Annotated in this window: 16 protein-coding genes, 2 tRNA genes and 3 rRNA genes; 7 read left to right on the forward strand and 14 right to left on the reverse strand. The window is 58.5% G+C overall.

Annotated elements, in window-relative coordinates; genetic code table 11:
* Positions 1–206: 206 nt before the first annotated feature.
* Positions 207–1163 (reverse strand): beta-propeller fold lactonase family protein, encoded by a 957-nt coding sequence (locus KY494_RS14575; protein ID WP_219891404.1) that lies wholly within the window; start codon positions 1161–1163, stop codon positions 207–209.
* Between the two features lie 204 nt (positions 1164–1367).
* Between KY494_RS14575 and KY494_RS14580 the strand changes: the two genes are divergently transcribed.
* Positions 1368–3506, forward strand: a complete 2139-nt coding sequence (locus KY494_RS14580; protein ID WP_219891405.1) for a TonB-dependent receptor — start codon at positions 1368–1370, stop codon at positions 3504–3506.
* A gap of 54 nt (positions 3507–3560) precedes the next feature.
* Here the strand turns inward: KY494_RS14580 and KY494_RS14585 are convergent, their stop codons facing one another.
* From KY494_RS14585 to KY494_RS14605, 5 genes are all read right to left on the reverse strand, one after another.
* A complete protein-coding gene (locus KY494_RS14585) occupies positions 3561–4394 on the reverse strand; it encodes an ABC transporter substrate-binding protein (RefSeq protein WP_258194897.1) in 834 nt (277 codons plus the stop codon).
* 24 nt (positions 4395–4418) lie between these two features.
* Positions 4419–4904, reverse strand: a complete 486-nt coding sequence (pedF, locus tag KY494_RS14590; protein ID WP_219137174.1) for a cytochrome c-550 PedF — start codon at positions 4902–4904, stop codon at positions 4419–4421.
* Between the two features lie 131 nt (positions 4905–5035).
* Positions 5036–6055, reverse strand: a complete 1020-nt coding sequence (rtcA, locus tag KY494_RS14595) for an RNA 3'-terminal phosphate cyclase (RefSeq protein WP_219891406.1) — start codon at positions 6053–6055, stop codon at positions 5036–5038.
* A 16-nt stretch (positions 6056–6071) separates the two neighbouring features.
* Positions 6072–7307: an RtcB family protein gene (locus KY494_RS14600; protein ID WP_219891407.1), complete on the reverse strand. Its 1236-nt coding sequence runs from the start codon at positions 7305–7307 to the stop codon at positions 6072–6074.
* Between the two features lie 202 nt (positions 7308–7509).
* The gene (locus KY494_RS14605) at positions 7510–9081 is read right to left on the reverse strand and encodes an RNA-binding protein (protein WP_219891408.1); all 1572 of its coding nucleotides are present in this window, start codon (positions 9079–9081) and stop codon (positions 7510–7512) included.
* 205 nt (positions 9082–9286) lie between these two features.
* On the opposite strand from KY494_RS14605, the gene rtcR reads away from it, so the two are divergent.
* Positions 9287–10891: an RNA repair transcriptional activator RtcR gene (gene rtcR, locus KY494_RS14610; protein ID WP_219891409.1), complete on the forward strand. Its 1605-nt coding sequence runs from the start codon at positions 9287–9289 to the stop codon at positions 10889–10891.
* Positions 10892–11089: 198 nt separating this feature from the next.
* Here the strand turns inward: rtcR and rrf are convergent.
* The 6 genes from rrf to KY494_RS14640 all read right to left on the reverse strand — a co-directional run bounded on the left by rrf (position 11090) and on the right by KY494_RS14640 (position 17417).
* Positions 11090–11202: ribosomal RNA gene (rrf, locus tag KY494_RS14615) — 5S ribosomal RNA — on the reverse strand.
* Positions 11203–11340: 138 nt separating this feature from the next.
* Positions 11341–14216, reverse strand: a 23S ribosomal RNA gene (locus KY494_RS14620).
* 249 nt (positions 14217–14465) lie between these two features.
* Positions 14466–14541, reverse strand: a tRNA-Ala gene (locus KY494_RS14625).
* A gap of 11 nt (positions 14542–14552) precedes the next feature.
* Positions 14553–14629, reverse strand: a tRNA-Ile gene (locus tag KY494_RS14630).
* Positions 14630–14730: 101 nt separating this feature from the next.
* Positions 14731–16261, reverse strand: a 16S ribosomal RNA gene (locus KY494_RS14635).
* The 16S, 23S and 5S rRNA genes sit together here with 2 tRNA genes alongside, the layout of an rRNA operon.
* Positions 16262–16640: 379 nt before the next feature.
* The gene (locus KY494_RS14640) at positions 16641–17417 is read right to left on the reverse strand and encodes an enoyl-CoA hydratase (RefSeq protein ID WP_219891410.1); all 777 of its coding nucleotides are present in this window, start codon (positions 17415–17417) and stop codon (positions 16641–16643) included.
* Between the two features lie 76 nt (positions 17418–17493).
* Between KY494_RS14640 and KY494_RS14645 the strand changes: the two genes are divergently transcribed.
* Positions 17494–18795, forward strand: a complete 1302-nt coding sequence (locus KY494_RS14645; RefSeq protein ID WP_258194898.1) for an MFS transporter — start codon at positions 17494–17496, stop codon at positions 18793–18795.
* Between the two features lie 137 nt (positions 18796–18932).
* Positions 18933–19370 (forward strand): universal stress protein, encoded by a 438-nt coding sequence (locus tag KY494_RS14650; RefSeq protein ID WP_219136708.1) that lies wholly within the window; start codon positions 18933–18935, stop codon positions 19368–19370.
* Between the two features lie 161 nt (positions 19371–19531).
* Here the strand turns inward: KY494_RS14650 and KY494_RS14655 are convergent, their stop codons facing one another.
* Complete coding sequence (locus tag KY494_RS14655) at positions 19532–20773, reverse strand: MltA domain-containing protein (protein ID WP_308836441.1); 1242 nt, start codon at positions 20771–20773, stop codon at positions 19532–19534.
* Between the two features lie 49 nt (positions 20774–20822).
* Here KY494_RS14655 and KY494_RS14660 point away from each other — a divergent pair, with 49 nt between their 5' ends.
* Positions 20823–20969: a hypothetical protein gene (locus tag KY494_RS14660; RefSeq protein WP_165829277.1), complete on the forward strand. Its 147-nt coding sequence runs from the start codon at positions 20823–20825 to the stop codon at positions 20967–20969.
* A 27-nt stretch (positions 20970–20996) separates the two neighbouring features.
* Here the strand turns inward: KY494_RS14660 and apaG are convergent, their stop codons facing one another.
* Entirely contained in the window at positions 20997–21371 is a 375-nt protein-coding gene (apaG, locus tag KY494_RS14665) for a Co2+/Mg2+ efflux protein ApaG (RefSeq protein ID WP_034753698.1), read from the reverse strand.
* Between the two features lie 159 nt (positions 21372–21530).
* On the opposite strand from apaG, the gene rpe reads away from it, so the two are divergent.
* Together rpe and KY494_RS14675 are read left to right on the forward strand one after the other, a co-directional pair.
* Complete coding sequence (gene rpe / locus KY494_RS14670; RefSeq protein WP_100875476.1) at positions 21531–22205, forward strand: ribulose-phosphate 3-epimerase; 675 nt, start codon at positions 21531–21533, stop codon at positions 22203–22205.
* The gene (locus KY494_RS14675; RefSeq protein ID WP_219891411.1) at positions 22205–22921 is read left to right on the forward strand and encodes a phosphoglycolate phosphatase; all 717 of its coding nucleotides are present in this window, start codon (positions 22205–22207) and stop codon (positions 22919–22921) included. Before rpe ends, KY494_RS14675 begins: the two co-directional genes overlap by 1 nt.
* The last annotated feature ends 150 nt before the right edge of the window (positions 22922–23071 follow it).

The raw sequence follows: 23071 nt of genomic DNA on the forward strand, positions 1-23071 counted from the left end.
AAACGTCCTGGTACAGATGGGGTGAGTACACGGAGTCTTCCGCAAATGCCGTGCCAGCTCGCTGTCCCCCTACCCAACTTAGCGGGTTTTACCTCTGTTGCAAGGGCCTGGTGGCGATATCGGCGGGTTCAATTGCTGCCGTAGCGCGCCATCGCCGCTGCACAATGGAACAGGTGTACCAGACTGGAACACTTGTTCCAGCTTGCCTAACGGATCACCACGCCCCATGGCAATTCGCCCACGGTAATATCGGCCACCTTGCGCGCGCTGGCCGTATCGATGACGGAAATGCTGTTCGAGCGGCCATTGGCCACGTACAGCTTGCTGCCATCGGGCGTGATGGCCATATTCCACGGGCGTTTGCCGACGGCAATGGTGGCTGTGACCTCGTTGCTGGCCGTGTCGATCACCATCACCGTGCCATCCGCGCCATTCGACACATACACCTGCTTGCCTCCGGGATGGACGGCGATGCCGTTGGCATTCTTGCCTGCAGGAACAGTGGCGACGGCCTTGCGCGCGGCCATGTCGATCACGTAGACGGCGTTGACCAGTTCGCACGCCACATAGGCGCGGCCCGAGTCCGGACTGAAACCGATGCCGCGCGGACGCAGTCCCACGGCGATGGACGCCACCTGGCGGCGTTGCGCCACATCAATGACATCGACTTGCTCGGCCTCTTCCGCACTGACCAGCAGCCAGCGCCCATCCGGGCTGAACACGGCGTGTTCCGGGTTGCGTCCTTGCACCTTAATATCGGCGAGCAAGACGCCCGTCTGGCCATCGAGCAAGGTCACGCTATTGTTTTCCTCGACGGCCACGGCCACGTAGCGACCGTCCGGTGAGGCGCTGACGCCTTCGGGCGACTTGCCCAGCGCCACCGTGCGCATGGGCGTGCCGGTCGCGTTATCGATCAGCAACAAGGCGCTGCTGGCGGCGTCCGTGACAAACAATTGCCGTCCTGTCGGGTCGGCGGCGATGCCGCGCGGACGCTTGCCTGCCACGATCTGGCGCACCACCTGGTCGGTCGCCGTGTCGATCACGCTCAAGGTGCCCGATTTTTCATTGGGGACATAGGCAAAAGGAGCGGCCTGGAGGGCGGTGCTGGCGAGCGCCGGCAGCAGCCAGCACACCTGGCGCAAGCGCGAGAATAAGTTGGGCATAATCACCTTTTTAATGGCAAAACACAGGAAAAGCGCGCGGTAGCGGCGCCTCTGATCATTGCTGCATGCAAACGCCGTGCCACGGACACGCGTATAATTTCCGCCCACCAATGGAGACATGGCAGGCATATTGCTTGATACAACTATGCAGACCTGCGCCGCGCACGCGACCAAGCAGGCTTTTATTCACATTGGAGAATCCGCATGCAGCATCGTTTCCGCCTGAACACTATCGCCAGCCTGTTTGTCGCCGGCAGCGCCACCCTCGCCCCCCACGTTTTCGCCGCCGAGGCAGCTGACTTGGCCGCCGGGCAACTCATGGATACGGTGGTCGTCAGCGGCAGCCGCATCGCCCACCCCAGCCAGGAAGTGCCGGCCTCGATCGATGTCGTCGACAGCGCCCGCATCCAGGATGGGCAGATCCGCGTCAACGCGTCGGAAGCGCTGGCCGCCGTGCCGGGCCTGGTCGTGCAAAACCGCCAGAACTACGCACAAGACTTGCAGATCTCGTCGCGCGGCTTCGGCGCCCGCTCGGCCTTCGGCGTGCGCGGCGTCAAACTGATCAGCGATGGCATTCCTGCCAGCATGCCCGATGGCCAGGGCCAGGCCGCCACCTTCAACCTCGATACGGCCGAGCGTATCGAAGTGCTGCGCGGACCGTTCTCGGCCATCTATGGCAACCATTCGGGCGGCGTGATCCAGCTGTTTTCCAGGGATGGGCAAAATCCCCCATCCGTCGAATTGAATGTGACGGGCGGCAGCTACGGCACCAGCAAGGTGGACCTGACGGCGCAGGGCCAGGCAGGCGGCATCGGCTACGTGCTCGACGGTTCGCGCTTCCGCACGGATGGCTTCCGCGACCACAGCGCCGCCACGCGCGAACAGGCGTTCGGCAAGATCACCGTCAAGCCCAATGCGGACAGCAAGCTGACCATCGTCGCCAACAGCCTGCACCAAGGCAACACGCAAGATCCGCTGGGCACCACCTGGGCCACGTTTTCCCGCGATCCGCGCGCTGGCGAAATCGATGCGAGCGACACGCAAAACCCGAAACGCACCCTGGCCGAACGCTACAACACGCGCAAAAGCATCGACCACCAGCAAATCGGCGCCACCTACGAGCAATCATTCGGCGATGACCGCCTGCATGTGATGGTGTATGGCGGCAACCGCGACGTGATCCAGTACCAGGCCTTTACCAAGGGTTTCCAGGCGCCGGCCAGCCATTCGGGCGGCGTGGTCGACTTCCAGCGTCAGTTCTACGGCATCGACACCAACTGGCTGCACGTCAACCAGCTGGCTGGCGGCAAGTTGAGCACCACCATCGGCATCGATTACGGCCGCTCCAGCGATGACCGCACCGGCTATGAAAACTTCATCGGCAATAGCTTCGGCGTAAAGGGCAAGCTGCGCCGCGACGAGCAGGATGTGGTCTCCAGCCTCGATCCGTATCTCCAGGCGGAATGGCAAAGCGGCCCATGGCTGCTCAGCGCCGGTTTGCGCTACAGCAAGATGAAAGTGGCGGTCGACGACCACTACCTCAGTAATGGCAACGACAGCGGCAGCCTGGAATACAGCCACACGACGCCGGTGCTGGGCCTGCTGTATAAACTGACGCCGAACGTCAACGTGTACGCCAGCGCCGCGCGCGGCTTCGAAGCACCCACCCTGAATGAACTGTTTTACTCGGGCACGGGCGGCGGTTTCAATTTCAACTTGAAACCGGCCACCAGCACCAACCTGGAAGCGGGCATCAAGGCCAGGATCAGCAACAACACGCATGTGAACGCCGCCTTGTTCCAGATCAAGACCAGCGACGAACTGGTAGTCGATCAATCGAGCGGCGGGCGCACCAGCTACCGCAATGCAGGTAAAACCTTGCGCCAGGGTATGGAAGTGTCGCTGGACTCCAACCTGCCGTATGGTTTCACGACGAAAGTGGCGCTGACCAGCCTGCACGCCGTGTATGACCAGGCGTTTGGCAGCGTGCGCGAAGGCAGCCGTTTGCCGGGCGTGCCCAGCGCCAACCTGTTCGCGGAACTGGCCTGGAAAGATACGCTGGACCGTTTTGGCGCGGCGCTGGAAAGCGTGGCCAGCAATCAGGTGTATGCGGAGGACAGCAACATCGAAAAGCCGGCGCCCGGCTACACGGTGTTCAATGCGCGCTTCAACGCCAAACAAAACGTAGGGAATTGGCGCTTCAAGGAGTTTGCCCGCCTGAACAATCTTTTCGACAAGACCTACGTGGGCTCCGTCATCGTCGGCGACAGCAACAAGCGCTACTATGAAGCGGCGCCGGGCCGTAACTGGCTGCTGGGCATGAGCGCCCAATACAGTTTCTAAAGAAAAAGCCCGCGTATCTTCCGATGCGCGGGCTTCGCCATCCAGCATGGCCTGTTACGGCCGCGCTTCCTTCACGCCATACTTTTCAAAAATGGCTTTCAATTCGCCGCTGGCCACCATCTCATTCATGGCTGCCTGCAGCAACTTGCCCACGTCGAGCTGCTGGCGGCTGACGGCCAGGCCCACGGCCCAGCCGGCACGCGGCAAGCGGGCGAACGCCACTTCGCTCAAGGGGAAAGCGGGATCGCTTTTCAGCACCGATTCGATTTCCGAACGGTTCGCCAGCACGGCGTCGAGCTGGCCGGCCTGCAATTGCTGCAAGGCTTCGGCCGCCGTGTCGAAGATGCGCACGTCGTCGCGGTACTTGCCATTGTCTTCACCGAGCATCAGCATCGCGGCGATCGAGACCTTTTCCACGCCGATACGCTTGCCTGCCAGCGAAGCGACGCCATCGAACTGCGGCACGGCTTGCGCGCTGCGCGCCAGGCGCACGGTTTCCACGTAATACGGGGCAAAGATCTCGACCTTGTCGTTGTCAGCCATCAACTTCTTGTCGACTGGCACGTGCAACATCACATCGGCGGGACCATAACCGAGGTAATGGCCTTTCCACACCATATTGCGCAAATCGTCGTTCAGGTTTTCGCCAGCGGGAAAGGGTAGCAAGCTCAGCTTTAAACCCAGTTTTTTGGCCAGCGCTTCGGCAATGTCGATATCGATGCCCGTGCCCTTGTCGGAAAACGGCGCGAACTCGTTATACACCGCCACTTTCAGGCTGCCCGACTGCTGCACTTTCTGCCAGTCGGCGCGCGCCGGCGCGGCTGCGCACAGCGCCAGGCAAGCGAGCGAAAGCATCGCGCGCGCGCCCGGGAGTTGGAATGAACGCATGGGACTCCTTGGTGGTCAATCGGCTCAGTTAGGCTCGCGGCGGGTTTCCAGGTAGGTCTTGATGGCCCACATGGCTTCCTGGTTGAAGACGCCCTCGAACGGCGGCATGTACACGGCGCCATTGCGTACTTTACCGTGGCGGATGGTCGCCAGGAAATAATTGTCAGTTTCCTTGTAGCAAGCCTGTTTCTTTGTCTCATTTTTGATGCCGAAGCAATCACGGTCGAGCTGGCGCAAATCCGGCGCGATGCCGCCCGAGATGGCTTCGATGCCGTGGCAACGCGCGCAATTCTGGTTGTAGGCCGACGTGCCGACCGTCAAGGCCAGCTTGTTGCCCCGATATGGATTTTGTTCGAGCCACTTGTCGCCCACCTTGGGCAAGCCCGTGGTGTCGACGCCTTGCGGCGTGACATTGCCGTGCGCATAGGCATGCGGCAAGGTCAGCAGGGAAGTGAGGGCAACGGCGCCGGCGGCTGCCACGCCGAGCAGGGTACGGATGGAATAGGTCATGCTGGTCTCCTTGGTTTTTTTAGTCAATATCCAAGAAGAGCAAATGCCATGCCATGCGTACATGCCCCACATCCGGCCGCCCATGTATCAATTTGGAACAGCTGCAACAGGTATCTGTGTCACCACGAGGGTCAGGCGGCGGCCACCGTGCAGATGCTGCCTCGCTCCTTCTGCTCGAAAGTAATTTGCACGGGCAAGAATCGGGAAATCACATCGGCATTCGTCAGCGCATGCTGCGACACCTTGTTGCAACTGAAGCTACCGCCGCCGGCCAGCGCCATCGGCAGCAGGAGCTGGTCGGCCAGGTGCTCGCCCACGGCCGCGTCCGTCTTGAGATAGGCGCGCACCTCGTTCAACAGGCGCTTGGCCACGGATTCGGCCAGCAAGGACTTTTCGCCGAAGGAAGTAAACACTTCCGTGACGTGTTCATGCTCCAGCGTCAGCAACAGGACATTGCCCGGTCCCTGCTCCGCCGGCAAGCCGACGAGGCGCAGCTGCTTGCCGCTCCAGCCCATGCCGCTGGCAACACGCTCGAGCTCGCGCTGCGCCACGCTCACGTGCACGCCCGCCACCACGCTTTCCGCATACCCGGCCTTCCGCTCACCGCGCTGCAGCAGTGAAATGGGTAGCAAGCGCTGACACGGTTGCACGGTGGCCAGCACCTCGCCACCACCTGCGGGATGAAAGCCATAGCGCTGCTGCGTAATCTCTACCTCTGCGCCCATCTGTTCCAGGATGCGGCCATACGCGCGCTGCAGGAAATGCACGGGCGGCGCCATGGCATTGTGCGTGCCGCCGCTGATGCGCACGGTGGACGGCCCGTCCGCATGCAGCAAAGCCGGCAACAGGGTTTGCAGTACCAGGGTGCAGCTGCCGGCGCTGCCGATGGCGAAGCGGTAATCACCGCTACGTACGGGGCCGGGCACGAATTCCAGGCTGGTTGCACGCAGCGCCACCGGCGTCGTGCGCGCCCCGCAAATGGCGGCCGCCGCCTGCACGGCCAGCAGATGCTGGCGCAGCAAACCGGGCTTTTCCCGCCCCGCGCGGATATTCGTCAAGCGGAATGGCTGCGCCGTGATCATCGACAAACTCAGCGCCGAGCGCAAAATCTGTCCGCCGCCTTCGCCTTGCGCTCCATCAATTTCTATCATTTCTTCTTTCTCTCTGTTAACCTTTGACGCAAACGACCTGCTTCAGGATATGCACGACATCGACCAGTTCGCGCTGCGCCAGCATCACCGCATCGATATCCTTGTAAGCCATCGGAATCTCATCGATCACGTTTTCATCCTTGCGGCATTCCACGCCTTGCGTGGCGCGGATCTGGTCGTCCAGGTTGAAGCGCCGCTTCGCTTCCGTGCGGCTCATCGTGCGTCCCGCACCGTGGCTGCAGCTATGGAAACTCTCCGCATTGCCCTTGCCGCGTACGATAAAACTCTTGGCGCCCATGGAACCGGGAATGATCCCCAGCTCGCCGGCGCGGGCCGAGACGGCGCCCTTGCGCGTGACCAACACATCCTTGCCAAAGTGGTGCTCCCTCTGCACATAGTTATGGTGGCAGTTGACGGCTTCCACATGCGTCTGGAACGGTTTATGGATGACCGTGCGCACGGCCGCGATCAGGTTCTGCATCATCACTTCGCGGTTGTTGTGGGCAAACCGCTGCGCCCAGCCCACCGCCTCCACATAATCGTCGTAATGCTGCGTGCCTTCGGCCAGGTAAGCCAGGTCCTGGTCGGGTAGGTTGATGAAGTGGATACGCATATCCTGCTTGGCCAGTTCGATGAAATGCGTGCCGATGGCATTGCCCACGCCGCGTGAGCCGGAATGCAGCATGAACCACACGGAACCCTGCTCGTCGAGGCACACTTCGACGAAGTGGTTACCGCTGCCCAAAGTCCCCAGGTGACGATAATTGTTCGTGTTCTTCAGCTTCGGCGTTTTCAGGCAGATGGCGTCGAATTCATCTTTCAATTGCAGCCACGCGGCATCGACCACCGAAGGCGGCGTCTGCCAGGAACCTTCGTCACGGCCACGGTGGCCACGCGTCTTCGGTGACATCCCGTGCGGAATGGCGCGCTCGATGGCGCTGCGCAGCGGTCCCAGCTTATCGGGCAAGTCGCTGGCCGTCAGCGTGGTTTTCGCCGCCATCATGCCGCAACCGATATCCACGCCCACCGCCGCCGGAATCACTGCACCCAGGGTGGGAATCACGCTGCCGATGGTCGACCCTTTACCCAGGTGGACGTCGGGCATGACGGCGATATGCTTGTAAATGAACGGCAGGGTCGCCGTGTTGCGCAATTGTTTTTTTGCCGCTTCTTCGACGGGCACGCCACGGGTCCACATTTTGACGGGACGGCTGCCTTCGGTATGCAGGACTTCGTATTCTTCTTTCTTCATCGCTTCTCTCATCTTGTATTTTAATCAGTACGACAACCCGACAAGGTGGGACAGGATTTTCTGCCAGGCTCACTGCGCCTGCCAGGCCGGTTTGACGCGGCTGATCGATGTAATCCTGTCGGCATTCGGGGCACTGCGGCGTCATGACAAGGTTGGACAAGACGTCTGTTATGTAGTCTTGTCCGCATTCATGCGCTTTACTTCAACAAGCTGGTGCCGCGATATCGATGGCGGCAATTTCTCCCACCCAATGGGCGGGGTCCAGCTGTCCGGCGGCAAAGGCGGCGATGATCGTGAACACGTCGTCGGAAAAGCCGCCGATGTTCAGGATATCCTCGCGCTCCATCGCCTGCGTGGTGGCGTGCGGCGCAATATCGATGCACACCAGTTTCGCTTGCGGATTGCGCCGCTTGAAGACATTCCACTGTCCCATCGTCGCCGTGGCGCCACTGCGTTTGGCGTCGATCCACGATTCGTTATCGGACACATAAATCACCAGGTCGGCCAGTTCCTTCTTGCTGTTCATGCGCAGCAGCGGCGCACTGCAATTGGTACCGCCACCGCCGATGGCCGCCAGCCTGGCCGCATTGGTCATCACGCTGTCATCCGCGCCGAGTCCGCACTGCACCACGCTGTGCTCGAACGGCAGCACCATCGCGTCCGGATTCCTGCGCAGCATGGCCGCCGCCACCAGCGCCGCCACATCGATGCAACGCACGCTCGACGTAGCACTGCCGCGAAAACCGCTGACGGGCGAAGACATCGAGCCGGAAACGTCGGGACACACCACCACCCTGCCCGCGATCCGCGGCACGTTCAGCAGCGATATTTCCAGCGCCTGCTCCAGCGCATCGCGCACGATGGCCGGCACGTTCTCGCCGGCCGCCATGTACGCTGACATCAGCTGGTACGGAAATACCCGTGCCCGGCCAATCGCCTCGGGATCGCGCAGCTTGGCAGCAATCAGCTCGGGCATGCCGGCTATCGCATACACGCCGTGGCGGCCAAAGGTGTTCAGATTCATGCGCACCATTTGCCAGCTGCCCTGGCGGGCGATCTGCGCCCAGTCCTGCGCGCTCAAGGGCAGCGCCGTCAGCATCTGGAACGGCACGTCCGGTATCGTTTGCGCTGGATCCAGCTTGTACGCCTCGAACGCGGTCAATATCGGCGGCAAATCTGAGGCTATGTATGCCTTGCCGATCAACCAGGCAAAAAACGCCGCGCGCCAGGCATCCGTCGGTTTCGGGTGCACCATCTTGACCACGTCGGCCAGCGATGGCGCGTTACCGACGGCGGCGGCCAGCAAGGCCTGCTCCGAAGCGCCGTTCAACCATGCCTGCACGAGCTTTTTCGGACGCGATCCCAGCGACTTGCGGCCAATGACACCCGAACGCATGATCTGCACGAAGTTGCGCAACATCTTGCCATTGTTGATGACGCGTTGAAAAGCCGGCGCGAATTCTACAGCGCACTGCGCCGCCAGCACGGCTACCAGCAAGGCCGGCATGTCTTTCATGTAGCCCCGTTCGCGGCAATACACGGCCGTCTGCGCAATGAAGGCCGGCTCCACCGCCTTGCACAGCTCGAGCACCATCGCCAGCTGCGCTTCGGCGCTCGCATAAAACGTCGTGTTCAGACAACCGGTGGCCGCGTATTGCGCCAACTGATGCCGGGGCGTCAGCGCGTAAGCTGGCGCGCCTTCCGCATTGCGTGCCAGCGCCGCTGGCAAGGTTGTGCTCTGTTGCGCGCTCTGGAATAACTGGGCGTTGGCCATTTTTTGTCCTCTCTGCTCTCTACGTTTATCTCGTTGCTATCTCCTGTATTGCAAGCGCTGTGCCAGCTTTAAACATTTCGTCAAAAACAAATATAAGCCATTGATTTTATTAAATAATATCCTCATACATGCTTTGCATTGAAAATATGTCAATCATTGTGATTTCGAATACAATTATCTTTTAAGATAAATATTTATCCAAATTATGCAAGCAAAACGCACCGTCGTCATCGGCTTTCTCGGCACGCAACTCGACAATGGCAGGGGAGCGGCCCGCTGGGAAAAGTGGCGACCCAGCATCGCGCTGACCCAGCACGAGGACAAGATCATCGACCGTTTCGAACTGCTGTACGCGGGCAGCCAGTTCGACAATCTGGTACGCCAGGTATCGCAGGATATCGCCAGCGTCTCGCCTGAAACCAGGCTGATCACCCATGAACTACCCATCAGCGATGCCTGGGATTTTGAAGACGTGTATGGCGCCCTCTACGATTTTGCCAATAGCTATCCCTTCGATCCGGACAAGGAGGATTATTGGATCCACATCACCACCGGCAGTCACGTGGTACAGATCTGCATGTTCCTGATGACGGAAGCACGCTATTTTCCGGGCCGCCTGGTGCAAACGTCGCCGCCCCGGCGCCAGGCTAGCGGCAATCCCGGCAGCTACGCACTGATCGACCTCGATCTGTCGCGCTACGATCAGATCGCCCAGCGCTTTACGCGCGAACAGGCCGAAGGCGTGGCCTTCCTGAAGTCCGGCATCGCTACACGCAATGCGAAGTTCAATGGCATGATCGAGGAAATCGAGCGCGTCGCCATCAAATCGAAGGCACCCATGCTGCTGATGGGACCGACCGGTGCCGGCAAATCCTTCCTCGCGCGCCGCGTGTATGAACTGAAAAAATCGCGCCACCAGATCGACGGCAAATTCATCGACCTCAATTGCGCCACCTTGCATGGCGACGGCGCTGCGTCCACCCTGTTCGGGCATATCAAGGGCGCCTTCACGGGCGCGGGAGCGGATCGACCCGGCTTGCTGCGCAGCGCGCACAAGGGCTTGCTGTTTCTCGATGAAATTGGTGAACTGGGGCTCGACGAGCAGGCGATGCTGCTGAAAGCCATTGAGGAAAAGCGCTTTTTCCCCGTCGGTGCCGATACGGAAGCGCAGAGCGACTTCCAGCTGATCGCCGGCACCAACCGCGACCTGGGAAAAGAAGTGGCGGCCGGCCGCTTCCGCGAAGACCTGTATGCGCGCATCAACCTGTGGACCTACGAATTACCGGGCCTGGCGCAGCGGCCGGAAGACATCGAGCCGAACCTGGAATACCTGCTGGCGCAATACAGCGCCGAGACGGGGGAGCGTGTGCGCTTCAACAAGGAGGCGCGCGAACGCTTCATGCGCTTCGCCGCCCTGCCCACCTCGGCATGGAAAGGCAATTTCCGCGACCTGTCGGCCGCTGTCACGCGCCTGGCCACCCTGTCGGAAGCGGGGCGCATCACGGATAGTGTCGTCGACGAAGAGATCAAGCGCCTGCAGCGGATGTGGCAACATCATGGTGGGCGAAGCGATAGTGCGGAAGTGGACCTGACAGCGATCATGGGAGAGCAGGCGACTTCGCAACTCGATCTGTTCGATGCGCTGCAGCTGCAGGCAGTCATCCAGGTGTGCCGGCAGTCAAACAGCCTGTCCGATGCGGGCCGCACATTGTATGCCATCTCGCGCGAGGCAAAGGCGAAACCAAATGATGCGGACCGGCTCAAGAAATTCCTGGCCCGCTTTGACCTGGAATGGGACAATATTAGATGACAAAGGCAGCGCACAGCGCTGCCTTTTTTTCGTCCAGCATTCCCCCAACGGCGAAGTAGCGGGACCGGCGTAGGTCGGCGTAGGTCGGCTTAGCGCAACGCGCGTAAGCCGACATCACCACCAGCGCCCCACAAAACCACCAGACGAAAAAAAACCCCACCATCGCTGGCGGGGTTTTTCTCTTACTGCGTATAACAAGCCTGACGATAACCTACTTTCACACTGGTTGCAGCACTATCATCGGCGCAAAGTTGTTTCACGGTCCTGTTCGGGATGGGAAGGGGTGGGACCAACTTGCTATGGTCATCAGGCATAACTTGTACCGGCATTTGTCCTCAGTGGAGCGACAAAGCCATGAATCTGGAAGAAGCAAAGATTGGGTAATGAATAGTAGTATCAACAAACGCACAACGTTGTACCGTCTTATCCTCTGTACCTGCTAAGGTTATAGGGACAAGCCGTACGGGCAATTAGTACTGGTTAGCTTAATGCATTACTGCACTTCCACACCCAGCCTATCAACGTCCTGGTCTCGAACGACCCTTCAAAGAGCTCAAGGCTCTGGGAAATCTCATCTCAAGGCAAGTTTCCCGCTTAGATGCTTTCAGCGGTTATCTCTTCCGTATTTAGCTACCCGGCAATGCCACTGGCGTGACAACCGGTACACCAGAGATACGTCCACTCCGGTCCTCTCGTACTAGGAGCAGCCCCCTTCAAATTTCCAACGCCCACGGCAGATAGGGACCAAACTGTCTCACGACGTTTTAAACCCAGCTCACGTACCACTTTAAATGGCGAACAGCCATACCCTTGGGACCGGCTACAGCCCCAGGATGTGATGAGCCGACATCGAGGTGCCAAACTCCCCCGTCGATATGAACTCTTGGGAGGAATCAGCCTGTTATCCCCAGAGTACCTTTTATCCGTTGAGCGATGGCCCTTCCATACAGAACCACCGGATCACTATGTCCTACTTTCGTACCTGCTCGACTTGTCAGTCTCGCAGTTAAGCACGCTTATGCCATTGCACTATCAACACGATGTCCGACCGTATCTAGCGTACCTTCGAACTCCTCCGTTACACTTTAGGAGGAGACCGCCCCAGTCAAACTGCCTACCATGCACTGTCCCCGATCCGGATAACGGACCAAGGTTAGAACCTCAAACAAACCAGGGTGGTATTTCAAGGTTGGCTCCACGAGAACTAGCGTCCCCGCTTCAAAGCCTCCCACCTATCCTACACAGATTGGTTCAAAGTCCAATGCAAAGCTACAGTAAAGGTTCATGGGGTCTTTCCGTCTAGCCGCGGGTAGATTGCATCATCACAAACATTTCAACTTCGCTGAGTCTCGGGAGGAGACAGTGTGGCCATCGTTACGCCATTCGTGCAGGTCGGAACTTACCCGACAAGGAATTTCGCTACCTTAGGACCGTTATAGTTACGGCCGCCGTTTACTGGGACTTCAATCAAGAGCTTGCACCCCATCATTTAATCTTCCAGCACCGGGCAGGCGTCACACCCTATACGTCCACTTTCGTGTTTGCAGAGTGCTGTGTTTTTATTAAACAGTCGCAGCCACCAGTTTATTGCAACCCTTTCACCCTTCTGGAGTAAACCAGTCAAGCTACCGGGGCGTACCTTTTCCCGAAGTTACGGTACCAATTTGCCGAGTTCCTTCTCCCGAGTTCTCTCAAGCGCCTTAGAATACTCATCTCGCCCACCTGTGTCGGTTTGCGGTACGGTCTCGTATGACTGAAGCTTAGAGGCTTTTCTTGGAACCACTTCCGATTGCTTCATGAATAAATTCACTCGTCTCAACCCCTTGAATTCCGCACCCGGATTTGCCTAAGTGCCTTCTATGAGTCAAAAACCAACTATTCCAACAGTTGGACAACCTTCCGCGATCCGTCCCCCCATCGCATCATACGACGGTGCAGGAATATTAACCTGCTTCCCATCAGCTACGCATCTCTGCCTCGCCTTAGGGGCCGACTCACCCTGCTCCGATGAACGTTGAACAGGAAACCTTGGGCTTACGGCGTGGAGGCTTTTCACCCCCATTATCGCTACTCATGTCAGCATTCGCACTTCTGATACCTCCAGCATCCTTTACAAGACACCTTCGCAGGCTTACAGAACGCTCTCCTACCATATCCAATAAAGGATATCCGCAGCTTCGGTGACTGGCTTAGCCCCGTTACATCTTCCGCGCAGGACGACTCGATCAGTGAGCTATTACGCTTTCTTTAAATGATGGCTGCTTCTAAGCCAACATCCTGACTGTTTTAGCCTTCCCACTTCGTTTTCCACTTAGCCAATCTTTGGGACCTTAGCTGGCGGTCTGGGTTGTTTCCCTCTTGACGCCGGACGTTAGCACCCGACGTCTGTCTCCCAAGCTCGCACTCATCGGTATTCGGAGTTTGCAATGGTTTGGTAAGTCGCAATGACCCCCTAGCCATAACAGTGCTCTACCCCCGATGGTGATACTTGAGGCACTACCTAAATAGTTTTCGGAGAGAACCAGCTATTTCCAAGTTTGTTTAGCCTTTCACCCCTACCCACAGCTCATCCCCTAATTTTTCAACATTAGTGGGTTCGGACCTCCAGGGCGTGTTACCGCACCTTCATCCTGGCCATGAGTAGATCACTTGGTTTCGGGTCTACACCCAGCGACTGATCGCCCTATTCGGACTCGATTTCTCTACGGCTTCCCTATGCGGTTAACCTTGCCACTGAATGTAAGTCGCTGACCCATTATACAAAAGGTACGCAGTCACGGAACAAGTCCGCTCCTACTGTTTGTATGCACACGGTTTCAGGATCTATTTCACTCCCCTTCCGGGGTTCTTTTCGCCTTTCCCTCACGGTACTGGTTCACTATCGGTCGATTACGAGTATTTAGCCTTGGAGGATGGTCCCCCCATATTCAGACAGGATGTCACGTGTCCCGCCCTACTTGTCGTACGCTTAGTATCACCGGTCCAATTTCACATACGGGGCTATCACCCACTATGGCTCCCATTTCCAGGGGATTCTGTTATCGGTCCGACTATCACGTACAGGCTCTTCCCATTTCGCTCGCCGCTACTTTGGGAATCTCGGTTGATTTCTTTTCCTGCAGCTACTTAGATGTTTCAGTTCGCCGCGTTCGCCTTGCATACCTATGTATTCAGTATGCAATACCCTAAAAGGGTGGGTTGCCCCATTCGGAAATCTGCGGATCAAAGTGTGTTTGCTCACTCCCCGCAGCTTATCGCAAGCTACTACGTCCTTCATCGCCTGTAATCGCCAAGGCATCCACCATGTGCACTTATTCGCTTGTCCCTATAACGTTAGCCTCTCATCATTTGCATGATGAAAGAGCGTTACAGGAATAAGAAAGTACAACGTTGTTGCTTGTTTGTTGATACATACAATCATTACCCATCGATTCGCTTTTTACGGCAAACCAATCAATAAATAATCTTTACTTCTTCCAGATTGTTAAAGAACGAAACAGCTTTGATCGCTAAAAGATCAAACCTAAACCCAAGTCTTGTTGACTGGCTTACGTTTGCACTTTCGAGTAAAACGTGGTGGAGGATGACGGGATCGAACCGACGACCCCCTGCTTGCAAAGCAGGTGCTCTCCCAGCTGAGCTAATCCCCCTGGGTAATGACTGGTAGGGCTGGTTGGACTCGAACCAACGACCCCCGCGTTATCAACACGGTGCTCTAACCAGCTGAGCTACAGCCCCAACGCGGTGCTACTGACGACTACTGTTTCTTCTTAATTAAACAGCCGATAAGTGTGAACATTTGATGCGTGAATCAGTTACCTGATTCGTGCAAACTCTAGAAAGGAGGTGATCCAGCCGCACCTTCCGATACGGCTACCTTGTTACGACTTCACCCCAGTCACGAATCCTACCGTGGTAAGCGCCCTCCTTGCGGTTAAGCTACCTACTTCTGGTAAAACCCGCTCCCATGGTGTGACGGGCGGTGTGTACAAGACCCGGGAACGTATTCACCGCGACATGCTGATCCGCGATTACTAGCGATTCCAACTTCATGCAGTCGAGTTGCAGACTACAATCCGGACTACGATACACTTTCTGCGATTAGCTCCCCCTCGCGGGTTGGCGGCGCTCTGTATGTACCATTGTATGACGTGTGAAGCCCTACCCATAAGGGCCATGAGGACTTGACGTCATCCCCACCTTCCTCCGGTTTGTCACCGGCAGTCTCATTAGAGTGCCCTTTCGTAGCAACTAATGACAAGGGTTGCGCTCGTTGCGGGACTTAACCCAACATCTCACGACACGAGCTGACGACAGCCATGCAGCACCTGTGTACTGGTTCTCTTTCGAGCACTCCCTGATCTCTCAAGGATTCCAGCCATGTCAAGGGTAGGTAAGGTTTTTCGCGTTGCATCGAATTAATCCACATCATCCACCGCTTGTGCGGGTCCCCGTCAATTCCTTTGAGTTTTAATCTTGCGACCGTACTCCCCAGGCGGTCTACTTCACGCGTTAGCTGCGTTACCAAGTCAATTAAGACCCGACAACTAGTAGACATCGTTTAGGGCGTGGACTACCAGGGTATCTAATCCTGTTTGCTCCCCACGCTTTCGTGCATGAGCGTCAATCTTGACCCAGGGGGCTGCCTTCGCCATCGGTGTTCCTCCACATATCTACGCATTTCACTGCTACACGTGGAATTCTACCCCCCTCTGCCAGATTCTAGCCTTGCAGTCTCCAATGCAATTCCCAGGTTGAGCCCGGGGATTTCACATCAGACTTACAAAACCGCCTGCGCACGCTTTACGCCCAGTAATTCCGATTAACGCTTGCACCCTACGTATTACCGCGGCTGCTGGCACGTAGTTAGCCGGTGCTTATTCTTCAGGTACCGTCATTAGCAAAAGATATTAGCTTTCACCGTTTCTTCCCTGACAAAAGAGCTTTACAACCCGAAGGCCTTCTTCACTCACGCGGCATTGCTGGATCAGGCTTTCGCCCATTGTCCAAAATTCCCCACTGCTGCCTCCCGTAGGAGTCTGGACCGTGTCTCAGTTCCAGTGTGGCTGGTCGTCCTCTCAGACCAGCTACTGATCGATGCCTTGGTAGGCTTTTACCCTACCAACTAGCTAATCAGATATCGGCCGCTCCACGAGCATGAGGTCTTGCGATCCCCCACTTTCATCCTTAGATCGTATGCGGTATTAGCGTAACTTTCGCTACGTTATCCCCCACTCCAGGGTACGTTCCGATATATTACTCACCCGTTCGCCACTCGCCACCAGAGCAAGCTCAGTGCTGCCGTTCGACTTGCATGTGTAAGGCATGCCGCCAGCGTTCAATCTGAGCCAGGATCAAACTCTTCAGTTTAATCTCTGTTACTTTGCCATTTTACAGGCACCATCATTGCTGATGGGTCGCTCACTCAAAAAACTGACAGGCTACTTCCGAAGAAGTATCCTATTTCATTATTTCTTGTGAACATTTGATATTTTAAGTTAGACGCCAATCCGAAGATTGACGCTGCACTTACATCAAATGCCCACACTTATCGACTGTTAATTGTTAAAGAACGGTATTCGGTACTGCTTTCGCGCTATCGACAAAGCGTTGTGTTTGTCAGCTGCGAAGAAGGAAGAGTATGAAGCTTTTTCAGCATTTCGTCAACCTTCTTTTTTACTACCCAGCCCCGGAAGGCCGTCCCTTTTGTGCCGCAAACCAGTGCGTCTCATCGGGGAAGCGAATCATATCAAAGACCGTCGAAGTTTGGCAAGCGCTTTTCAAGGAAAGCGTGCATGCCTTCTTTTTGTGCAGGCGTACCGAAGGCGGCCTGGAACAAGCGGCGCTCGTAGGCGACGCCATCGGTCAGGGTCGTTTCAAAGGCGCGGTTGACGCAATCCTTGATCATCATGGCCACCGAGGTCGGCATGGCGGCGATGGTCCTGGCGGCAGCCAAGGTTTCTTCCAGCAATTTATCGGCTGGCACCACGCGCGACACCAGGCCGATGCGTTCCGCCTCGGCGGCATCGATGGTGCGCGCAGTCAACAATAAATCCATGGCCTTGGCCTTGCCGATGGCGCGCGGCAAGCGCTGCGTACCGCCCGCGCCCGGCGTGACGCCAACCTTGATTTCCGGCTGGCCAAATTTGGCGTTGTCTGCGGCGATCAGGAAATCACACATCATGGCCAGTTCACAGCCGCCGCCGAGCGCATAACCGGCCACCGCGCCCACCACCGGTTTGCGCACGCGCAAGATATGCTCCCAGTTACGGCTGATGTAACCCTGGGTGAAGGTGTCCGGATAGGTGTAATCGGCCATGGCGGCGATATCGGCGCCAGCGGCAAATGCTTTTTCGCTGCCCGTGAGCACGATGCAGCCGATATTCTCGTCCACGTCGAATTTGAGCAGGGCGTCACCCAACTCATTCATCATGTTGTCGTTCAAGGCGTTGAGCGCCTTCGGGCGATTCAGGCGGATGACCGCCACTTTGTCCTGGATGTCGATGATCAGGTCTTCGTATTGCATAGTGTCTCCTCTCGATGAACGGTGTGACGATTGTAGCGGCTAACGGCGGCGGCGCGACAGGTGCGCTGCTATTATTGTGAGCCCGGTCACCTTTATCGAGCAGCGTATTTTCTCCTCCCTCTTCCAGTATTGCGCCCGCCACCTGCGCGGCGACGGCAGCGCCGCCAGCGTCAATTTTCGCCGCCTGTGGTTCAGCAACGGCCTCAATTGCTTCGGCGCCCAGATCACCTCGCTGGCCCTGCCCCTGTGCGCGGTATTGTTATTACATGCGACGCCGGAACAGATGGGGGTGCTCGTCGCCCTGCAGGCGCTGCCGTTTGCCCTCTTCGGCTTGCCCGTCGGCGTGCTGCTGGACCGGCGCAGCAAACACCGGATCATGCTGTTCAGCGAAACCATGTCGGGCCTGGCGCTGGCCAGCGTCGCCGTCGCCTACTGGTGCGGCGTGCTGTCGATGCCCTGGTTATATATAGTGGGATTCATCATCGGCACGGGCTTCGTTGTCGGTGGCGGCGCTGAGCAGGTGTTTCTGACCTTCCTCGTGGGCCGCGACGGCTTGATCGATGCGCAATCGAAATTTGCCGCCACCGAATCGGCTTCGCGCCTGATCGGCCCCGGCCTGGCCGGCGTGCTGGTGCAAGTCCTGTCGGCGCCCGTCGCCATCCTGTGCACGGCTTGCGGCTATCTGGTTTCTGTAATCAATCTGCGCGCCATGAGCGTGCGCGATCCACGCCCGGCGCCGTCAAGCAAGCACGCCTTGCGCGACATCGCCGACGGCTTGCTGTTTGTCTGGCGCGAGCCGCTGCTGCGCGCGCTGGCCTGGGGTGCCGGCATCTGGCACTTCCTGTTTTACGCCAGCATGGCCTTGACGGTGCTGTTCGCCACGCGCGACCTGGGCATGAGCCCTGGCGTGCTGGGCATGACGCAGATGCTCGGTGGCGCCGGCGTGCTGCTGAGCGCCTTCATCGTCAAGCCGCTGACACGCCGCTATGGCGCCGGCCCCACCATCCTGATCGGACTGGCGTCCACCTCCGTGTGCTTTGCCCTGACGCCCACCATCCCCGCCGCCTTGTTCGGCAGCGCGGCCGGCAGCGCCGTGGCGTATGCCGTACTGATGTTCTTTTTTGATTGCGGCGTGATGCTGTTCTTCATTCCCTACCTGGGCTTGCGCCAGAAGGTCACACCCGACCCCATGCTGGGCCGCATGACCTCGACCATGCGCTTCCTGACGGTGGCAACGGCGCCGCTGGGCGCGCTGGCCGCCGGCTGGGTAGCGGAACACTTTGGCGTGCGCAATGGCCTGGCCTGCATCGCGGCAGGCAGCATTGCACTGACGATCGCCATGGTGTGGGGCACGCCGCTGCGTAGCGTGCGCACCTGAAACAATGAACGGGCATACACTGCTGAAAGATTGCCTTGGCGACACTATTCATGCCAAAGCCTGTGAGTTTTGATTTACATCAAGGTTTTAATTGAGGTAAATCCATAAGCTGTCTTCCATCACTCTAGGAGCACGTCATGTTTAACACCATCTTATTTCCCACCGACGGCTCGCCGCTGTCCGACAAAGCGGCCGAGACGGCCCTCGCCTTCGCTCAATTGAACAAGGCCAAGCTGGTTAGCATCAGCGTGGTGCAACCCTTCCCGTTCTCGCCGATGGCCGATGGCGGCATCGTGCTCGACGCCGGTTTGTACGAGCAACAAATGCAGGAAGCATCGCAACGCGCCGTCGACAAGATCGGCGAAGCGGCGCGCGCCGTCGGCGTGCCCTTCGAAGGCGTGGTCGTCGTCTCGCCCAGCCCGCATGAGGAAATCGTCAATGCGGCGCAAACCTACCATTGCGACATCATCCTGATGGCCTCGCATGGCCGCAAAGGCTTGAACAAACTGTTCGTGGGCAGCGAAACGCAAAAAGTGCTGGCGCATACCCAGCTGCCAGTGATGGTCCTGCGCTAACACCTAACCAAACCTACTGCGCGTCGCGATTTGCGGCCTGCGATGCTCACTGTGCTAAAGCACAGCTGCGCTTCTCAGCCGCAACTCACTGCCGCTCGCTACGGTTTTGTTAGGTGTTTTATTATGTAGGTACCGACCTTGCCCCCGGCGCCGCGAGAAACTCAGCGCGCCGGCGCCTGCTTCGGCAACAATACCCACACGGCGCCGCTCTGCTTCATGCGGCCCGCATTCTCGGCCGCTTCCGCGCCAAAGCCAAAGAAATAATCGACCCGGATCGGCCCGCGAATGGCGCCGCCCGTATCCTGCGCCATCACCAAGCGCTGCAGGGGAATCTCGCTATTGGCTTGCGTGGTGGACAGGAACACGGGCGCACCCAGCGGCAGGAAGCGCGAATCGATGGCCACCGAGCGCTGCGGCGTCAACGGCACGCCCAATGCGCCCTTCGGTCCCACTTTCGGATCGGGCAGGCGCTCTTCCTTGAAGAAGACATAGCTGGGATTGGCGTTGAACAATTCATCCTTGCGCGTGGGGTGGCCGGCGATCCACGCCTTGATGCCCTGCGCGGACGCCTGGCTCAAGGTCAGCTCGCCCTTGTCGACCAGGTAGCGGCCGATTGATTTGTACGGATGACCGTTCTGGTCCGCGTACGCCACGCGCACGGTTTCCTGCGTATCGGTCAGCTGCACGCGCCCGGAACCCTGCACTTGCAGGAAGAACGCCTCGACTTCGTCATCCACCCACAGCAATTCCTTGCCCGTGACGGCCGTGGCGCGCTCGATGTCGGCGCGGGTCGCGTATGGGATCACTTTCTTGCCCACCAGCTTGCCGCGCAAGCGCATGTTCTTCAGTTCCGGATACACGCCGGACAAGTCCACCGAAACGAGATCGTCGGGCACCTTGTACAACGGTGTCTGGTATGGACCACCGCGCTTGCGCGCCCCGTGCAGCAACGGCTCGTAATAGCCGGTCACCAAGCCGGTATTGGCGCCATCGGCGGTGATGACTTGATTGGGCACAAAGAAGGTCTCGAAGAACAGGCGGATGGCCTTGTCGCTGTCCGCATTCACCTGACGCGCAATCGTGCACGATTCCTTCCAGTCCGGGCGTTTCACCAGCACGCCGCACGAAGCCATGAAGGCGGGCCAGGCGGCGCGCATGTCGTCGCGGGCCCAGCCAGGCAAGGCGGCAAACTTGGCGGGCACGAAGGTGGGGGCCGTCGCCGCATCGATGGCGTCCTTGGCATCCTTGGCTTCGGCCGGCTTGGCCGGCACTGGCTTGACGACAGTCGGCGCAATCGCTGGCGCCTTGCCAGTCGCAGCGACCGGCTCTGCCGGCGGCGTGGTACAGGCGGACAGAGCAAGCGCGACGGCGCCGACTGAAACGGGTAGACTACCGCGTGTCAACAGACGGCGGGTAAATACTAAGCTGCGGGTAAATAACATAGGGGTACGTATGTGGATCTTGATGATAGAGGCGCTGGTAGCGTTCTTCTTGCTGGCATTTATAGTCTGGTGGACCATGTATTCGGGTAAAAAACCCGCACCACCGGCGCGCAAGCAGCTCGGCGAAGAACAGGACAGCACCGAAAAGCTGAAGTAAGGGGGGGCGCAAGCCCCCGGCGTTGCGTTAATGCAGGGTGCGCGGCACCGACAGCACGAACTCGGGAATCGGCGCTTCGAACTGATGGCCATCCTCGGCCACGCAGAAGTATTCGCCGTGCATCGAGCCCTGCGGCGTGCCCAGCATGGTGCCGCTCGTGTATTCGAACTGTTCGCCCGGCTGCAGCAGCGGCTGGTGGCCGACGGCGCCCAGGCCGCGCACCTCTTCCACCTTGTTGTTCGCATCCGTGATGACCCAGTGGCGCGAAATCAGTTGCGCGCCAGCCGTGCCCGTGTTGACGACGCGAATCGTGTAGCTGAACACGTGCCGCCCCTGGTCCGGTGCCGATTGCTCGGGCAGATATTGCGTCTTGACCGTTACCGTAAATTCATAAGTCGCCATCGTCATTCCTATTCAGACATTGCCAGTCGTATATTGTGTGTCGCGCGCGCCGCATTGGCCATCGCGCGCCGTGTATTCTGCGTTCCAGTGAGGCATGGTAACGGCGTCAAGCGTAAAATAGCGCATCTTCGCATTTTCTACTCTTAGCCCTAAGCCACCATGACAACATTCCGTATCGCTCCCAGCATCCTGTCCGCCGACTTTGCCCGCCTGGGCGAGGAAGTGCGCAACGTCGTTACCGCCGGCGCCGACATCATCCACTTCGACGTCATGGATAACCATTATGTGCCGAACCTGACCATCGGCCCGCTGGTGTGCGAAGCGATTCGCCCGCACGTGCAAGTCCCCATCGATGTGCACCTGATGGTCAAGCCTGTCGATCGCATTATCCCGGATTTCGCCAAGGCTGGCGCGAACATCATCACCTTCCACCCGGAAGCGTCGGATCACCTTGACCGTTCCTTGCAGCTGATCCGCGACAATGGCTGCAAATCGGGCCTGGTGTTCAACCCGGGCACGCCGCTGCACTACCTGGAACACGTGATGGACAAGATCGACATCATCCTGATCATGTCGGTCAACCCGGGCTTCGGCGGCCAGTCCTTCATTCCGCAAGCGCTGAAGAAAATCGCCGAAGCACGCCGCATGATCGACGAATCGGGCCGTGACATCATGCTGGAAGTCGACGGCGGCATCAAGATCGACAACATCGCCGCCGCCGCCGCCGCCGGCGCCGACACCTTCGTCGCCGGCTCGGCCATCTTCGGCAAGCCGGATTACAAGGCAGTCATCGACGCCATGCGTGCCGAATTGGCAAAAGTGACGGGCGCCTGATGCAAGCGGGCAAGGTGAAAGACCACGTACTGGCCGGCGTGCGCGCCGCCATCATCGACCTCGATGGCACGATGCTCGACACCGTGCCCGATTTTCATGTCGCCATCAACGGCATGCGCGCCGAACTGGACCTGGCGCCCATCAGCGCCGAGGCCATCAAGCGGATGGTGGGCAAGGGTTCGGAAAACCTGATCCGCACCGTGCTGGCCCTGGACTTCGACGCGGCCGGTGTGGAACAGCGTTTTGAGCACGCCATGGACGCCTACCAGCGTCATTACCTGGCCGTCAACGGCCAGTACAGCACCCTGTACCCGGACGTGGAAGCAGGGCTGGCGGCGATGAAGGCGGCGGGCTTGCGCCTGGCCTGCGTCACCAACAAACCGATCGCCTTCGCCCTGCCCCTGCTGCAACAGAAAAACCTGGCGCAGTATTTCGAGATCGTCTACGGTGGCGATTCGCTGCCGCAGAAAAAACCGCATCCCATGCCGCTGCTGCAAGTGTGTGCGGACTTCGACCTGGCGCCCGCCAAAGTGGTGGCCATCGGCGACTCCTCGAATGACGCGCAAGCGGCACGGGCTGCGGCCTGCCCCGTCTTGACCGTACCGTATGGCTACAACCACGGACACTCTATACACGACACCGATTCCGATGGTATAGTAAATACGCTGCTCGAAGCGGCGCATTTTATAAGCATGCACAACAGACCAGCATACTGACCCACACCACATCGTGAACACGTTTCTCATCAAAAAACACAATGTCACCCAAACCGGCTCGATTGAGGCCTGGCTTTGGCGACGCTGGCAATCCTGGCAGGCCTGAGGGCCGAGCCGTGTAAGATTGCTGTCGGCTGCGCGCACGCGTGC

Origin of the sequence: Janthinobacterium sp. PAMC25594, assembly GCF_019443505.1 — a bacterium.
Lineage (GTDB): Bacteria > Pseudomonadota > Gammaproteobacteria > Burkholderiales > Burkholderiaceae_D > Janthinobacterium.

Coding starts and splice junctions, on each gene's coding strand:
- KY494_RS14650 (WP_219136708.1), top strand. CDS start 18,933: ATGTTTAACACCATCTTATTTCCCACCGACGGCTCGCCGCTGTCCGAC.
- KY494_RS14675 (WP_219891411.1), top strand. CDS start 22,205: ATGCAAGCGGGCAAGGTGAAAGACCACGTACTGGCCGGCGTGCGCGCC.
- pedF (WP_219137174.1), bottom strand. CDS start 4,904: ATGACCTATTCCATCCGTACCCTGCTCGGCGTGGCAGCCGCCGGCGCC.
- KY494_RS14585 (WP_258194897.1), bottom strand. CDS start 4,394: ATGCGTTCATTCCAACTCCCGGGCGCGCGCGCGATGCTTTCGCTCGCT.
- rpe (WP_100875476.1), top strand. CDS start 21,531: ATGACAACATTCCGTATCGCTCCCAGCATCCTGTCCGCCGACTTTGCC.
- rtcR (WP_219891409.1), top strand. CDS start 9,287: ATGCAAGCAAAACGCACCGTCGTCATCGGCTTTCTCGGCACGCAACTC.
- apaG (WP_034753698.1), bottom strand. CDS start 21,371: ATGGCGACTTATGAATTTACGGTAACGGTCAAGACGCAATATCTGCCC.
- KY494_RS14640 (WP_219891410.1), bottom strand. CDS start 17,417: ATGCAATACGAAGACCTGATCATCGACATCCAGGACAAAGTGGCGGTC.
- KY494_RS14575 (WP_219891404.1), bottom strand. CDS start 1,163: ATGCCCAACTTATTCTCGCGCTTGCGCCAGGTGTGCTGGCTGCTGCCG.
- KY494_RS14600 (WP_219891407.1), bottom strand. CDS start 7,307: ATGAAGAAAGAAGAATACGAAGTCCTGCATACCGAAGGCAGCCGTCCC.
- KY494_RS14605 (WP_219891408.1), bottom strand. CDS start 9,081: ATGGCCAACGCCCAGTTATTCCAGAGCGCGCAACAGAGCACAACCTTG.
- KY494_RS14660 (WP_165829277.1), top strand. CDS start 20,823: ATGTGGATCTTGATGATAGAGGCGCTGGTAGCGTTCTTCTTGCTGGCA.
- KY494_RS14580 (WP_219891405.1), top strand. CDS start 1,368: ATGCAGCATCGTTTCCGCCTGAACACTATCGCCAGCCTGTTTGTCGCC.
- rtcA (WP_219891406.1), bottom strand. CDS start 6,055: ATGATAGAAATTGATGGAGCGCAAGGCGAAGGCGGCGGACAGATTTTG.